At 35.5% G+C, this 15,933-nt stretch carries 12 protein-coding genes; 11 read left to right on the top strand and 1 reads right to left on the bottom strand.

Going from position 1 to position 15,933, the window contains the following annotated elements:
* Nucleotides 1–158: 158 nt before the first annotated feature.
* The 8 genes from BC962_RS03805 (at nucleotide 159) to BC962_RS03770 (ending at nucleotide 11,125) form a co-directional block, all read left to right on the top strand.
* Nucleotides 159–704: a TetR/AcrR family transcriptional regulator gene (locus BC962_RS03805; protein ID WP_317127948.1), complete on the top strand. Its 546-nt coding sequence runs from the start codon at nucleotides 159–161 to the stop codon at nucleotides 702–704.
* On the top strand, nucleotides 704–2,068 hold the full coding sequence (locus BC962_RS03800; RefSeq protein WP_121344559.1) for a TolC family protein: 1,365 nt from the start codon (nucleotides 704–706) through the stop codon (nucleotides 2,066–2,068). The genes BC962_RS03805 and BC962_RS03800 overlap by 1 nt, the downstream gene beginning before the upstream one ends.
* A 22-nt stretch (nucleotides 2,069–2,090) precedes the next feature.
* Entirely contained in the window at nucleotides 2,091–3,257 is a 1,167-nt protein-coding gene (locus BC962_RS03795) for an efflux RND transporter periplasmic adaptor subunit (protein WP_121344558.1), read from the top strand.
* Nucleotides 3,258–3,266: 9 nt separating this feature from the next.
* Nucleotides 3,267–6,785 carry an efflux RND transporter permease subunit gene (locus BC962_RS03790; RefSeq protein WP_121344557.1) on the top strand — a complete coding sequence of 1,173 codons (3,519 nt, stop codon included), beginning with the start codon at nucleotides 3,267–3,269 and terminating at the stop codon, nucleotides 6,783–6,785.
* Nucleotides 6,786–6,911: 126 nt separating this feature from the next.
* Nucleotides 6,912–8,660: an aspartate--tRNA ligase gene (gene aspS / locus BC962_RS03785; protein WP_121344556.1), complete on the top strand. Its 1,749-nt coding sequence runs from the start codon at nucleotides 6,912–6,914 to the stop codon at nucleotides 8,658–8,660.
* Nucleotides 8,661–8,793: 133 nt separating this feature from the next.
* Nucleotides 8,794–10,584, top strand: coding sequence for a chloride channel protein (locus BC962_RS03780; protein WP_121344555.1), 1,791 nt, complete (start codon nucleotides 8,794–8,796; stop codon nucleotides 10,582–10,584).
* A 3-nt stretch (nucleotides 10,585–10,587) separates the two neighbouring features.
* Nucleotides 10,588–10,827, top strand: coding sequence for a hypothetical protein (locus tag BC962_RS03775; RefSeq protein ID WP_121344554.1), 240 nt, complete (start codon nucleotides 10,588–10,590; stop codon nucleotides 10,825–10,827).
* 100 nt (nucleotides 10,828–10,927) lie between these two features.
* On the top strand, nucleotides 10,928–11,125 hold the full coding sequence (locus tag BC962_RS03770; protein ID WP_026837247.1) for a cold-shock protein: 198 nt from the start codon (nucleotides 10,928–10,930) through the stop codon (nucleotides 11,123–11,125).
* Nucleotides 11,126–11,189: 64 nt separating this feature from the next.
* Here the strand turns inward: BC962_RS03770 and BC962_RS03765 are convergent, their stop codons facing one another.
* A complete protein-coding gene (locus BC962_RS03765) occupies nucleotides 11,190–12,155 on the bottom strand; it encodes an NAD-dependent epimerase/dehydratase family protein (RefSeq protein WP_394337508.1) in 966 nt (321 codons plus the stop codon).
* Between the two features lie 123 nt (nucleotides 12,156–12,278).
* On the opposite strand from BC962_RS03765, the gene BC962_RS03760 reads away from it, so the two are divergent.
* The 3 genes from BC962_RS03760 to BC962_RS03750 all read left to right on the top strand — a co-directional run bounded on the left by BC962_RS03760 (nucleotide 12,279) and on the right by BC962_RS03750 (nucleotide 15,841).
* Nucleotides 12,279–12,899: a hypothetical protein gene (locus BC962_RS03760; protein WP_121344553.1), complete on the top strand. Its 621-nt coding sequence runs from the start codon at nucleotides 12,279–12,281 to the stop codon at nucleotides 12,897–12,899.
* A gap of 20 nt (nucleotides 12,900–12,919) precedes the next feature.
* Nucleotides 12,920–13,474 carry a nuclear transport factor 2 family protein gene (locus BC962_RS03755; protein WP_121344552.1) on the top strand — a complete coding sequence of 185 codons (555 nt, stop codon included), beginning with the start codon at nucleotides 12,920–12,922 and terminating at the stop codon, nucleotides 13,472–13,474.
* A 294-nt stretch (nucleotides 13,475–13,768) separates the two neighbouring features.
* Nucleotides 13,769–15,841 (top strand): M13 family metallopeptidase, encoded by a 2,073-nt coding sequence (locus BC962_RS03750; RefSeq protein ID WP_121344551.1) that lies wholly within the window; start codon nucleotides 13,769–13,771, stop codon nucleotides 15,839–15,841.
* The last annotated feature ends 92 nt before the right edge of the window (nucleotides 15,842–15,933 follow it).

Genomic DNA, 15,933 nt, shown 5'->3' with positions numbered 1-15,933 from the left:
TTCCCTGGCATATTAAATTATTGTAAATCTTTCGGAAACTTTCGTGGTTTTTAAAGTTTCCTCATTACATTTGCAGAAATTTTCTAAACAATTTGAAAGATCAAATAATCATAACGGCTGCAGAGCTATTTATAAGTCTCGGATTCAAAAGCGTGACTATGGACGATATTGCTAATGAATTAGGAATATCTAAGAAAACCATTTATTCTCATTTCTCCACCAAATCTAAATTAGTTGAAGCCAGCACCTTTCACTTTTTATCACAGATGTCTTGTGGAGTAGAGAATATTGTGAGTCAAGAAAAGAATGCCATTGTAGAGCTTTTCGATATAAAGAACTTTGCGATGAAAAACTTAAAGGACAATAAGTCCTCCCCACAATTTCAACTTAAGAAATATTATCCAAAGGTCTATAATCTTGTACAAAAAAATCACCTTCAGATCATGGAAGGTTTTGTCCTTGCGAACCTTGAAAAAGGGATTAAAAATGGAATTTATCGTGAAAACATTTCTTTAGATTTTATGAGTAAGATCTATTTTGTTGGAATGTTAGGCATAAAAGACGAATACCATTTCCCAGTTGATAAATACTCACAGCATGAATTATTAGAGCACTTTTTAGAATATCACCTTAGAGCAATCGTTACAGAAAAAGGTTTAAAAACCTTAAATACTTTATTAAATCACCCACATTTGAACAACTAATGAAAAAGATCTTTTTTATAATTTTTCTCCAGTTAGCTGCCTTTGCACAAGCTCAGGAAGAGAACGCCACCACACAAAAATCATTCACACTAGAGGAAGCCATTGAATATGGGTTACAGAATAGTTATAATTCTGAAATAGCCCAACAAGATGTGGCTATTGCCTTAAAACAAAAGTGGGAGATCATAGCGCAAGGTTTACCACAAATTAGTGGAAATGCAGAATACAGAAACAATCTAAAACAACCAGTTACACTTATTCCTGGAGAAATTGCAGGCGGCGATCCAGGTACTTTTGTACCAGTTACTTTTGGAACAAAACAAAATTTAACTGCAACAACTACCTGGAACCAATTAATATTTGATGGGTCTTATATAGTAGGTGTTCAATCTGCCAAAACCTTATTGCAAATTTCAGAAAACGCAAAAGTTAAGACCGACCTTAGTGTAAAAGAAGCGATTACTAATGCTTACGGAAATGTGTTACTAGCTCGCGAAAGCGTAGAAATTGCCAAACGAAATTTAGAAACCATAGAAAAGAACCTGAATGATACTAGAGTTACTTACGAGAATGGACTTATTGAGGAAGAAGCTGTAGAACAATTAGAAATGACTTTGCTAGGATTGCAGACAAGTTTAAATAATGCAGAGCGCATGGAGGTGATCGCTTACGATATGCTAAAAGTAAGCATGGGAATTCCAGTAGTAACTCCAATTATTGCTGTAAATAATTTAGAGCAATTAAGCACGGAGTATTTCGACTTGCAATTATTGAATAAGGAAATTCCTGTTGAAGAAAACATAGATTATAGAATAGCTAAAGATCAAAGCAATCAGGCAGAGATCTTAGTGAAGCTTGAGAAAAGCAAGGCGCTTCCTACACTTTCTGCTTTTGTAAACTATGGCGCGCAGGCAAATAGTGAAACTTTCAGTTTTTTCTCAAACAATCAGGTGTACTATGATCAATCTGTTTTAGGTCTTAGCCTAAATGTTCCAATTTTCAGTAGTGGTTTAAGAAGCGCTAGAACTGCACAAAAGAAAATTCAATACGAGCAATCTTTAGTGCAATTGGAATTAACCAAAAATCAAGTTGAATTAAATATTCAATCTGCTAAGAACGATTATAAATTCAGTTTAGAGAATTACGCCAATAAGGAAAAAAGCTTAGATCTGGCAAGCCGAATTGAGAACAAGAATCAGATTAAATTTTTGGAAGGTTTGTCTTCTAGTTTCGAATTAAGCGAAGCGCAACAACAATTATATAGAGCACAACAAGATTACCTACAAGCAATGCTAGAAGTTATTACTTCTAAAATAGATCTAGAAAACTTACTAGACACCACTAAATATTCAAAAGAAAATTAAAAATCTCTACAATTTTAAGAAAATGAAAAAGCTATTATACATTTCAACATTATCCATACTTCTTGCATCTTGTGGAGGTGACAAAAAGAATACAGTGGAAGCGGTCCTAGAGACTAATGATATTGAAACCATTCAGAATAAAAGAGATGAATTAACCACGCAGCAGCAGGAAATTCATTCAAAATTAAAGGAATTAGATAACAAGTTAGCAGAATTAAATCCAGAAAAAAACGTACCCTTAATTACTACTTTCAAGGCAAAATCTGAAACTTTCAATCACTTTCTAGAACTTCAAGGTAGTGTAGAAACTAAACAGAACGTGGTTATAAATGCAGAGATAAGCGGAATTTTACAACAGATCTACGTTAAAGAGGGCCAAAAAGTATCTAAAGGGCAGTTGCTTGCAAAGATAGACGATGGAGGGATGAGTCAGCAATTAGCACAATTGCAAATTCAATCTGATCTTGCTAAAACCACTTTCGAACGTCAAAAGCGTTTGTGGGATCAAAAAATTGGAAGTGAAATTCAATATCTACAAGCAAAATCCAATTATGAAGGGCAACAGAGTGCTGTAAATCAAATGAAAAGTCAGTTATCTAGATCTACCATTACAGCTCCTTTTGCAGGAACTATAGATGATATTATTACAGAACAAGGAAGTGTGGTTTCTCCTGGACAAACTCCAATCTTACGTATTGTGAACCTTAGCGACATGTATATTAAAACAGATGTACCAGAAACTTATATTTCTGATGTTTCTGTAGGCAAGAATGTGGAAGTTACTTTCCCTGTACTAGGAAAGACAATAGAAACTAAAATAAGACAAACTGGAAACTACATAAATCCAGACAATAGAACTTTCAATGCAGAGATCGAGGTGCCTAATAAAGAGAGTAATATTAAGCCCAACTTAACTGCTAGACTTAGAATAAACGATTACACAAATGAAAAGGCAGTAATGATCCCACAAAATATCATTTCTGAAAATTCCGATGGAGAACAATACATCTTTATTTTAGATAGCATAGTTGGACAAAAAGCTATTGCAAAACAAACAATCATTAAAACAGGGAAAACTCAGGGAGATGTAATTGAAGTTTTAGAGGGTGTTAAAGATGGCGATGAGATCATTAAAGAAGGCGCTAGAAGTGTGAAAGATGGACAAACTGTAAAGATTATAACTTACTAAGATTACGAAATGTCAAAAAAGAAAAAAAATATAGAGAAGGAATTCAAGATGTCCTCTTGGGCTATAAAGAATAAGACCACCATATATGTAATGATGGCTATTATTCTTTTCTTAGGAATATCAGCCTATTTCACAATGCCTAGGGAAAGTTTTCCGGAAATTAAGGAAACCAAGATCTACGTAAGTTCAGTATTTCCAGGTAACACAGCAGAGGATATTGAGAAACTCATCACTAACCCATTAGAAGACAAACTTAAGACGGTAAGTAATGTAGTAGAAATAACTTCTACCTCTCAAGAGGATTACTCTATGATCATTATAGAGTTTGATGAAGGTATTCCAGTAGAGCTTGCCAAACAAAAGATAAAAGACGAAATAGATTCTGAAACCTCGGGAGAAGATTGGCCAACTTTTAATGGTGCCAAAGTAGAGCCCAATGTTTTTGAGTTGAGCATGTCTGAAGAAGTACCAATTCTAAATATCAATATCTCTGGAGATTACCCAGTTGCCAAGTTGAAAGAGTTTGGAGAATACCTTCAGGACGAAATTGAAAACCTGCCGGAGATCAAAAAAGTTGATATACGAGGCGCGCAGGAAAAAGAGATCGAAGTGGCGGTGGATATTTATAAAATGATGGCTTCTTCAGTAAGTTTTCAAGATATAAGCAGCGCTATAAGCAATGGAAACATGACCATGTCTGCAGGGAATTTTATTGCCAGCGGCCAGCGTAGAACTATTAGAATTATTGGGGAGATCGACAATCCATCTGATCTGGAAAATTTTGTTGTAAAGTCTGAAAACGGGAATAATGTATACCTAAAAGATGTGGCAACGATTTCATTTCAAGAGAAAGACCGCACCACTTACGCCCGGGAATTTGGAGATCAGGTAGTAATGCTTGATGTTAAAAAACGTGCAGGGAAAAACATGGTTGCCGCAGCAGAACAAATAGATGTTATTGTTAAAGATGCTCAAGAGAACATTTTTCCAACCAATCTTAATATTACAATTACCAACGATCAATCTTCTAAAACCATTGGACAGGTAGATGATCTTGTGAATAACATCATCTTCGGGATTATTTTAGTGGTAACCGTCTTGATGTTCTTCTTAGGATTCAAAAACGCTCTTTTTGTAGGTTTTGCAATTCCAATGTCTATGTTCATGTCTCTTGTGATCTTGAACCAACTTGGATATACCATGAACACCATGATCCTTTTTGGGTTAATTATGGGGCTCGGAATGCTGGTAGATAACGGGATCGTTGTAGTTGAAAATGTTTACCGACTCATGGATGAAGAAGGCATGAGTAGATTGGATGCCGCAAAAGAAGGTATTGGAGAAATAGCCTTACCTATTATAATTTCCACTGCTACTACAGTTGCCGCTTTTATACCTTTAGGTTTGTGGCCGGGAGTAATGGGACAGTTCATGATCTATTTCCCTATCACATTATCTGTGGTATTAGGATCTTCCTTATTCGTGGCGATCTTCTTCAACTCGGTTTTGGTATCCCAATTTATGACCACCGAGGACAAGGACCAGCCAAGAAATAGAATTATTAAAGTGTCTGCTACAATTGCCGGTATTGGTCTACTAATTTTCATTTTTGGTGGTGAATACAGAGCTTTAGGTTCAGTAATGATCTTTACTGCGATCACAATGTGGCTTTATAGATGGTTTTTAAGGAGAATGGCTAACAGTTTTCAGAATAAATCTTTAGTAAGATTAGAGAATTGGTATGAAGGGAAATTAACGTCTTCATTTAAAAGTAAACGCCCATATTGGATCGTAGGAGGAACATTTGCATTATTAATCGTTGCTTTTATGGCTTTTGGAGCATCCTTAGCATCGCAACGTACTAAGGTAGAATTCTTTCCAGATAATAAACCCAACCAGATCATTGTATATATAGAATATCCAGAGGGAACAGATATTGAAAAAACCAATGCGATCACTAAAGAGATTGAAGCAAAAGTTTATAAGGTATTAGATAGCCCTGAATATACTGAAGATGGCAGTAATTTCTTAGTGGAAAGCGCAGTATCTCAAGTTGGGGAAGGAGCAGGAAATCCGCAAACAGATGGAGGTTCTGCTGCGGAAATGCCACATAAAGGGAAGATTACAGCTTCTATGAGAGAATATAAATATCGAAAAGGAGCCGATAGTGAATTATTACGTCAAAAAGTACAGGAAGCTTTAGTTGGAATTTATCCCGGGGTATTGATCTCTGTTGAAAAAGATCAGAATGGACCGCCTACTGGTGCTCCAATAAATATTGAATTGGAAGGTAAAGATTATAATGAATTAATTTCGACTGCTGAAAAAATGCGAGAATTCATTAATAGTAAGAACATCAATGCAATAGATGAATTAAAGATCGATGTTAATAAAGATAAACCTGCAATGCAGGTGATCATAGATAGAGAAAAGGCAGGTGAACTTGGAGTGAATGCCGGGCAAGTAGGGCAACAACTTCGAAATTCTATCTTTGGAACAAAAGCTGGAGTTTATAAGGAAGATGGAGAAGATTACGATATCTATGTAAGATTTAATGAAGATAGTAGATATAACAGCAGTGCGCTTTTTAATCAAACTATGACATTTAGAACGAATACCGGGCAATTAAGAGAGATCCCTGTTTCTGCGGTAATATCTAAAACAAATAGTTCTGGATTTAGCGCTATTAAACATAGAGACACCAGAAGAGTGGTAACTGTTTATTCAGCTTTAGCTCCAGGATATACCGATGCAGGAGCGGTAGTTGCTCAAGTGCAGAATGAAATGAGAGGTTTTGAAGGACTTTCAGATGATATTAAAATAGATTATACAGGACAAATTGAAGAGCAAAACAAGCAACAGTCATTTTTGATGGGTGCTTTCTTCAGCGGACTTGGATTGATATTTCTTATCCTGATCTTTCAATTTAACTCTATCTCGAAACCATTGATCATTATGATCGCTATTTTCTTAAGTTTTATTGGGGTATTTGGAGGAATTGTAATTTCTGGAGCACCTTTCGTTATAATGATGACCATGATGGGAATTATATCTCTCGCGGGAATTGTGGTGAATAACGGTGTGGTCTTACTGGATTATGCCCAGCTACTTATAGATAGAAGGAAGAATGTTTTGAATTTAGGAGAAGATGAATATTTAGACAAAGATGAACTCTTAAAAACGATTATTCTTGCCGGGAAAGCCCGTTTAAGACCTGTATTATTAACCGCTATTACTACCATCTTAGGACTAATTCCTTTGGCAATTGGATTAAATATAGATTTCTTTAAATTATTTGGGGAGTTTGATCCTAATATCTATTTTGGAGGAGACAATGTTGTTTTTTGGGGACCATTAGCATGGACTGTGATTTACGGATTGCTAGTTGCTACGTTCCTAACCTTAATAATCGTTCCTATCTTATTCTACATTGCCACAAGAATTAAAATGTGGGTTCATTCTAAAACCACTTCAGAAGATATTCTTGTAAAAGAAGATAAATTTGAAACTGTAGAATCTGCAGAATAAATAGTAGTTACTAATAGATTTTTAAACCTTTCAACCTTTAAAAGTTGAAAGGTTTTTTTATGTCTCAATTCTTCAGGGTAACACTTAATCTTCTTACTTTTGCAAACCAAAATTCAATAGTGCGTTATGTATAGAAGTCATACTTGTGGAGAATTAAGAGCAGATCACATTAATAAGGAAGTTGCCTTATCTGGGTGGGTTCAAAAGACCCGAAATAAGGGATTTATGATCTGGGTAGATCTTAGAGATCGCTACGGGATGACCCAACTTATTTTTGATGAAGAGCGTACTTCTTCAGAAATGATGGAAAAAGCGGCACAATTAGGTCGTGAGTTTGTTATCCAAGTTACCGGAAAAGTAATTGAGCGTGAATCTAAGAATCCGCAACTTGCAACCGGTGATATTGAAATTTTGGTATCCGAATTTAAAATATTGAATGCCTCCTTAACTCCTCCTTTCACTATTGAAAATGAAACCGATGGTGGAGAAGAGCTTCGTATGAAATATCGCTATTTGGACATCAGGAGAAATCCTGTGAAAGAAAATCTAATGTTCCGTCATAAGGTAGGAATGAAGGTTAGAAATTATCTTTCTGAAGAAGGATTTATAGAAGTGGAAACCCCATATCTTATTAAATCTACCCCAGAAGGAGCTCGTGATTTTGTGGTGCCAAGTAGAATGAATGAAGGACAATTCTACGCCTTACCACAATCCCCACAAACCTTTAAGCAATTGCTTATGGTTGGTGGAATGGATAAGTATTTCCAGATCGTAAAATGTTTTAGAGATGAAGATCTTAGAGCAGACAGACAACCTGAATTCACACAGATTGACTGTGAAATGGCATTTGTAGAGCAAGAAGATATCCTGAATATTTTTGAAGGATTAACTCGCCATTTACTTAAAGAAATAAAAGGTGTTGAAATAGGAGATTTTCCAAGAATGACCTATGCAGATGCTATGAAAAAATATGGAAACGACAAACCAGATATTCGTTTTGGGATGGAGTTTGCAGAATTGAATGATCTTGCAAAGAACAAAGGTTTCAATGTTTTCGATCAGCAAGAACTTATTGTTGGAATTGCTGTTCCCGGAGCTGCTTCGTATACAAGAAAGCAAATAGATAAACTTATCGAGTGGGTTAAGCGTCCACAAGTTGGTGCAAACGGAATGGTTTGGGCAAAATACAATGATGATGGAACTTTAAAATCTTCTGTAGATAAATTTTATTCTGAAGAAGACTTACAAGCTTGGGCAAAAGAAACCGGAGCAAATCCTGGAGACCTTATTTTGGTGATGTCTGGAGATGCTAATAGTACTAGAGCACAATTAAGTGCGTTAAGAATGCATTTAGCTACAGAACTAGGATTGAGAAATGCAAAAGAATTTGCGCCATTATGGGTTGTAGACTTCCCTCTATTAGAATGGGATGAAGACACTAACAGATATCATGCAATGCACCACCCATTTACTTCTCCAAAGCCAGAAGATATTGCTTTATTAGCCACCGAGCCAGGAAAGGTAAGAGCAAATGCTTATGATTTGGTGATGAATGGAAATGAAATTGGCGGAGGTTCTATTCGTATTCACGATAAAGAAACTCAAGCTATGATGTTTGATTACTTAGGGTTTACTCCAGAAGAAGCAAAAGCACAATTTGGATTTTTAATGGATGCATTCCAATTTGGAGCCCCACCACACGGAGGGATCGCTTTTGGATTTGATAGATTGGTTTCCATACTTGGGGGTCATGAAACTATTAGAGATTATATAGCATTCCCAAAGAACAACTCTGGAAGAGATATAATGATAGACGCACCATCAAAACTGGACAATGCTCAACTTGGCGAATTGCACTTAAAGGTTACTGAATAAAGGCAAATTTCGTTTGTAAAATAAGTACAGAAACTTTTTAGGGTCTATATTATTATAGAATAGAACCCCTAACTCGTTTTAACTTAATATATTAGTAATACATTTTCACTGTTCAATAATTTCAACATCCTAGATGTTCGCACAAGCCAAACCCGGTTTTCAAAAATTTTTACTTTGGAAGACTAACAATCTTACTCAACATCAATTCATTTTAATACTTAGTGCGCTTATTGGTTTTGCTAGTGGATTTGGAGCGGTAGTTATTAAAAACCTTACTCACTTTATTCAGGAATTACTCGAAGGAAAGTTAATTGCGAATGTACAGCACGCTTTTTATTTCATTTTTCCAATTATCGGGCTAACCCTAACACTACTTATCCTTAGATACGGTTTAAAGAAAAAGCTTGGACATGGGATACCATCTACGCTTTACGCTATTTCTAAGAGACAAGGGCTTATGAAACCTTTCCAGATGTATGCGTCATTGTTAACTGCACCGCTAACTGTAGGTTTTGGAGGATCTGTAGGACTGGAAGGACCAACCGTTGCTACCGGAGCTTCCCTAGGATCTAATATAGCACGTGTATTTCAAATGAATCAAACTCACCGCACGCTGCTTATTGGTTGTGCTGCGGCAGGAGCTATGTCCTCTATCTTTAAAGCTCCGATTGCTGCAATAATTTTTGCTATAGAAGTTTTTAGTTTAGACCTCACGTTGATCTCCATGTTGCCTTTGCTTATTGCATCGGTTTCAGCAATACTTACCTCCTACTTCTTTTTTGGATCTGATATTATTTTACCTTTTCAGCTACAGGATAAATTCTTGATTTCTGAAGTGCCCTTCTATATTATTCTTGGAATATTAGCCGCATTTTGTTCGATGTATTTTACCTCGGTCTATTTTAAAATGAATGAGCTCTTCAAAAAAATAGGATCTCCAATGAGAAGACTATTAATTGGAGGAATTGGTCTTGGAATACTTGTATATATGATTCCTCCACTTTATGGGGAAGGTTACAACGTAATAAACAACCTACTTACAGAAAATTATATAAAAGCTTTAGGCACCAACTTATTTAATGATTATCTCGAGAATATTTGGGTAGTAGTTGCTCTTTTAGCTGGATTGGTGATCTTTAAAATTATTGCAACTTCTTTAACTTTTGGAGCTGGAGGAGTTGGAGGTATTTTTGCCCCTGTTCTTTTTATGGGAAGCGCAATGGGACATGGATTTGCACTTATAGTAAATAACTTAGGGATCTTAAAAAATCCCATTTCGGTTAGTAGTTTCACCTTAGTTGGTATGGCTGGTCTTATGGCTGGTGTGCTACATGCACCTCTTACGGCAATATTCCTTATTGCAGAGCTCACTGGTGGATATGGGCTTTTCGTACCTTTAATGATCACTGCAACCATTTCTTATATGATCACCAATCAATTCCAGCCTCATTCAGTTTATACCATGGAACTGGCAATGAAAGGAGAGCTTTTAACACATGACAAGGATAAAGCAGTTCTCACTTTAATGAATATTAGGAATCTTATAGAGACTAATTTTATAAAGCTAGAGGTAGATATGAGCTTGGGAGATGTTATACATAAAGGAGTTACAAAATCTTCACGAAATTTATATCCAGTATTGGATAATAAAGGTCATTTTGCAGGGATCATATTATTAGATGACATTAGACCTATTATGTTTGATAGAGATCTATATGACAAAGTTACTGTGCAGGAACTCATGCAACGGGCTCCAGCAATAATTGATATCGATAAAGACGGAATGCAAAATATCATGAGAAAATTTCATGAAAGTGAAGCATGGAATTTACCCGTAACAGAAAATGATAAATATATTGGGTTTGTATCCAAGTCTAAATTGCTCACAGCATATAGACAGAAATTAATTGAAGTAACCGTTTAGACAATGAAAATAGTAATTAAAATACTCTCAATCTCTATTCTTATTGCCATTGGATTTGGCTTTTATTATAGGTTGAATGATGACGTACTTCTTGGAGATAGAATTATAGGGATCGCAGTTCTTGCAAGTGCTTTTGTACTGATGCCCATCTTCTTATACGTCCGGTGGAATGGAAAAAAACTAAGTGACTATACTCTTACAAAAGAAAACATGGATAAAATGCGTGATAATCGTAGAGAGTAAAAGGCTTATAATTAATAATGTTAAAAAATATTCCTAATTGAGCAAAAAGGATAAATTATATTATGTAAGTTTGTTCTTTATTAATTTTTATTTTATTACAATGGAAGGTACAGTTAAATTTTTCAATGAGTCTAAAGGTTACGGATTCATCACTAACGACGATACAGGAAGAGACATCTTTGTGCACGTTACAGGTCTTAATGGAGAGTCTTTAAATGAAGGCGACAAAGTTGAGTACGTTGAAGAAGAAGGAAGAAAAGGACTAACGGCTGCTCAAGTACGTTTGATCCACGATTAATATATTTTTATATTTAATTCGAAGATTTAAAAACCCGTCTAAATTAATTTAGACGGGTTTTTTATTACTTGCTTTTTAAGGAGATAGACTCTTGTAATCCTTTAAACATTGTTTGAGTAAGCTTTTTAAGATCGTACTCATGTTTCCAGTTCCAATCTGCTCGCGCAGCACTATCATCTATACTACTTGGCCATGAATCGGCGATCGCCTGTCTAAAGTCTGGCTTATAATCTATTTCAAATTCGGGTATTTCCTTTTTTATCGCTTCAGCCAATTCTTTAGGCGTAAAACTCATTGCAGATAAATTATACGAAGATCTCACCTTCACATTCTCTGCAGGTTCATTCATTATATCTACTGTTGCTTTTATAGCATCATCCATGAACATCATTGGTAAGGCTGTGTCTTCACCCAGAAAAGAGGTGTATTTTCCAGTTCTTAGGGCTTCATGAAATATTTCAATCGCATAATCTGTAGTTCCCCCACCAGGTAAGGTCTTATAACTTATAATTCCAGGATATCTAATACTCCTAACATCTACTCCAAACTTATTAAAGAAATACTCACACCAACGTTCACCGGTTTGCTTACTAATTCCATAAACCGTAGTCGGTTCCATAATGGTAGTTTGCGGCGTATCTTGTTTTGGAGTGGTTGGTCCAAAAACAGCTATACTGGATGGCCAAAACACTTTTTTTATCTTTTTATCTTTAGCTAAGTTTAGAACTATAAATAGAGAATTCATATTTAAATTCCATGCTTTCATAGGCATTTTCTCCCCAGTGGCACTTAACATAGCAGCCATTAAATAAACATCTGTAATGCTATGTTTTTCAATAAGATGGGCAATTCCGCCTTCATCTGTAGCGTCCATGATCTCAAAAGGGCCGCTAGACATAAGCTCTTCACTACCTTCCTTTATATCACTTGCAATCACATTATCATTTCCATGTTGCTCACGTAATTTTAATGCAAGTTCACTTCCTATTTGGCCGGAAGCCCCAATAATCAATATTTTATCTAAAATCATTCTGTAAATTTTACTGGGCAAATATATCCATTTCAAATAGGATGATATAACATTCTAACACATCTTTAAGGCTTGCTTTATTGGCAATGCTTTTTCATTAACTTTGCTTTACAAGATTAGCTTATGAAAACTTCCTTTTGGATACTATTTATAGTTTTAATGGTTGGATGTAACCAAAATAATACAGAAAATACTAATGATACAGATAAGAAAGAAATTCAGTTGGCTTTATCACAAAAGTTAGAAGCTTCTAAATTAAAAGTGGTGCTTTTATCAGAGGCTCAGGAGATCACGAATGAATGGTTGGCCTATATTACTGCGCAAAGTGAGATCGAAAATTTAAGTGATTATACTTTAAATGATGTGATCTCTAATGCTACGCCAATAACAGAGATCATGAAATCTCTTCAAGAAACAGTACCATCAAGATTAAACTCTAATGCAGTTAAAGCCCGATTAGGAGTGCTGGTAACCAAATCTAAGATCTTGCAACAACAGGCAGAAAAAAGGATAGTAGATCCTGAGAAATTATCAAAAACAGCTAAAGAGTTGCCATTAGAATGGAATAATTTTAAAATTCAGATTAATGAACTTTTCCTGAAAACCTTAGAGGAATTTGAAGAAGAATTGGATGCAATAGATAATGGCGAGGAGCAATCTACAGACAGAGTTATTCCTGCACCACGAAAAAGACCTATTACTGATTCTAAATCCACTGATTCTATATTAATAGAAAATTTATAAAAATCAATTATTTTAGAAATATGAAAAAATTACTCCTTCTTCTTTTAGTAACAAGCTTTGCGTGTAACAATGTTAACTCTCAAAATGAGGAAAAGGCTTCTGAAAAAACTAAAACAGACAAAGTTGTTTCTGAAGAAAATATAAAAGAAAAAATAAATGCTAGCTTGGAGAACTGGCATAAAGCTGCAGCCTCTGCAAATTTTGATGAGTATTTTGGATTAATGACAACAGACGGAGTTTTTATTGGTACTGATGCTAGCGAAAATTGGCAGAATAAGGAATTTCGGGAATTCTCAAAACCTTATTTCGATAAAGGAACAGCTTGGAGTTTTAGCACTTTGGAGCGAAATATTTATACTCAAAAAGAAAATAGTCTGGCTTGGTTTGATGAGCTTTTAAGCACTCAAATGGGAATTTGTAGAGGTTCTGGAGTTATGGAGAATGTTGGAGGTATCTGGAAGGTAAAACATTATGTGCTTTCTATCGCAATTCCAAACGATAACGTAACCGAGATCACTGCCATTAAAAAACAGACTGATAGTCTTCTAATTACTAAGCTTCAGGCTAAAAATTAATCAACTTTTTTTCCGTTTTTCAAACTGAATATTTTTAAGGTGTTCTCCTTATCATGATCACAATAATTTCAGCAAACAATAATTTTAAAATGATTTGTTTATAATTGATTCTGAAATACTTAGCATTAAGAACACAGGGTTTAGATTTATTTCATCTACTATTTAAAGCTCAATTCTCCCCTCCACGTCTAAAAACAACTACCTAATTAAAGAACAATCAGCTTGTAGGAATAATTATTTGTAATCTTTTACTTTTTAGTATTTTAGCATGGAAATTTTAACTTATTCTTTGAAATGAAAAAAATAACTAATGCACTTATTTTATCTGCACTTGCAGCAACGGTAGTTACCGGATGTAAAAGTGATGATAAAAAAATGGAAGTTAAAGAAGAATCCCATGGGATCAATTTAGCTTTTATGGATACTACGATGAGCCCTAAAGAGGATTTCTTTAGATATGTAAACGGAACATGGGCAGATTCTACAGAAATCCCAGATGAATATACTACTTGGGGTAGTTTTAATGAACTTAGAAAGAACACCGATGAAGCTGCACTTTCTTTATTGGAAAAAGCATCTAATAATAAGGAATTGGACGCAAACAGCGATCAGGCAAAAGCGGTTTACCTATACCAAAGTATAATGGATACGGTAGCTAGAAATAAAAATGGTGTTGCTCCTCTAACTCCTTACTTAGAAAAAATTGCTGCTATCCAGAACAAGAAAGACTTACAGGCTTTCCTTACAGAAATGCAACAATATGGTGGTGCAGGATTCTTTTCATTTGGCGTTCGTGCAGATGCAAAAGACAGTAATGCAAATGCCGCGTATCTTTATCCTGCAGGTTTAGGATTGCCAGATAGAGACTATTATGTTGAAATGGATGCAAGCACTAAAGAAACTCGTGAGAACTATAAGAAGCATGTAACTAAAATGTTGCAGTATTTAGGAGATTCTGAAGCAGATGCTACAAAGAGTGCAGAAACCATTTTGGCTTTCGAAACTAGTTTAGCAACCCCTCAAATGGACAAAGTAGACCGTAGAGATGCTAGAAAGAGCTACAACCCAATGTCTGTAGAGCAATTGCAAAAGAGAGTTTCAGCACTAGACTGGAAAGCGTATCTTGATGCTATTGGAGCTTCTAAAGTAGATACTATCATTGTAGCTCAACCAAAATATATGGATGCTTTGCAAAAAACATTCGCAGCAAATAAGGTTGCAGACTGGAAAACTTATTTACGTTGGAATCTATTAAATGATGCTTCTTCAGCATTAAGCATGGAAATAGAGCAAACTAATTGGGATTTTTACAGCAAAACTTTGCAAGGAGCTAAAGAACAACGTCCACTAAAGGAACGTGCTTTACAAACTGTAAATGGAACTTTAGGAGAAGCATTAGGTAAATTATACGTAGAAGAGAATTTCCCGCCAGAAGCTAAGAAAAAAGCTCAGGAAATGATCGCTAATATCATTAAATCCTATGAGGTTAGAATAGACAATCTTACTTGGATGAGCGATAGTACTAAAACAAAAGCTAAAGAAAAACTAGCTTCTACTACCATTAAAGTTGGATATCCAGATGAGTGGAAAGATTACAGTGCATTAGACATAACATCTACGAAAGATGGAAAAGGATCATTTTTCCAAAATATGCTAAATGCTGCTAAATGGAATGTAAAAGAAGACATGGCAAAATTAGGAACGCCGGTAGACAAGTCAGAATGGTTTATGGCTCCTCAAATTGTAAATGCTTATTACAACCCTAGTTATAATGAGATCGTTTTCCCAGCGGCTATTTTACAACCACCTTTCTACGATTATAAAGCAGATGCTGCTGTTAATTACGGCGGAATTGGAGCAGTGATTGGTCATGAGATCTCTCACGGATTTGATGATAGTGGATCTAGATTTGATGCAGAAGGAAACTTGAACAACTGGTGGAGCGATAAAGATCTTGAGTCTTTTGAAGGTCTTGGTGGTGCATTGGCAGAGCAATACAGTGCTATTGAAGTTTTAGACAGTGTTTTCATCAATGGGAAATTCACTTTAGGTGAGAATATTGGAGATCTAGGAGGAGTAAATGCTGCTTACGACGGACTTCAATTACATTTAAAAGAACATGGTAATCCAGGAGAAATAGATGGATTCACGCCAGAGCAACGTTTCTTCCTTTCTTGGGCAACCGTTTGGAGAACTAAGATGAGAGATGAAGCTTTAAGAAATAGAATTAAAACAGATCCGCATTCTCCAGGAATGTATCGTGCATATGTACCACTTCAAAACATCGACGCTTTTTACGAAGCTTTCGAAATTACCGAAGGTGATAAAATGTATGTAAAACCAGAGAACAGAGTTAAGATCTGGTAAGATTTTAAGTAGTTATTATAAAAGGGCCGCAGTGATGTTGGCCCTTTTTCTTTGGCTGCGTCCGCCAAAAAAAGGCGGTCGGGCTATTCGCT

The organism is Gillisia mitskevichiae (assembly GCF_003634585.1).
GTDB lineage: Bacteria > Bacteroidota > Bacteroidia > Flavobacteriales > Flavobacteriaceae > Gillisia > Gillisia mitskevichiae.
Note: the sequence above shows the minus strand (reverse complement) of the source record. Positions and strands in the feature narration are given on the sequence as shown.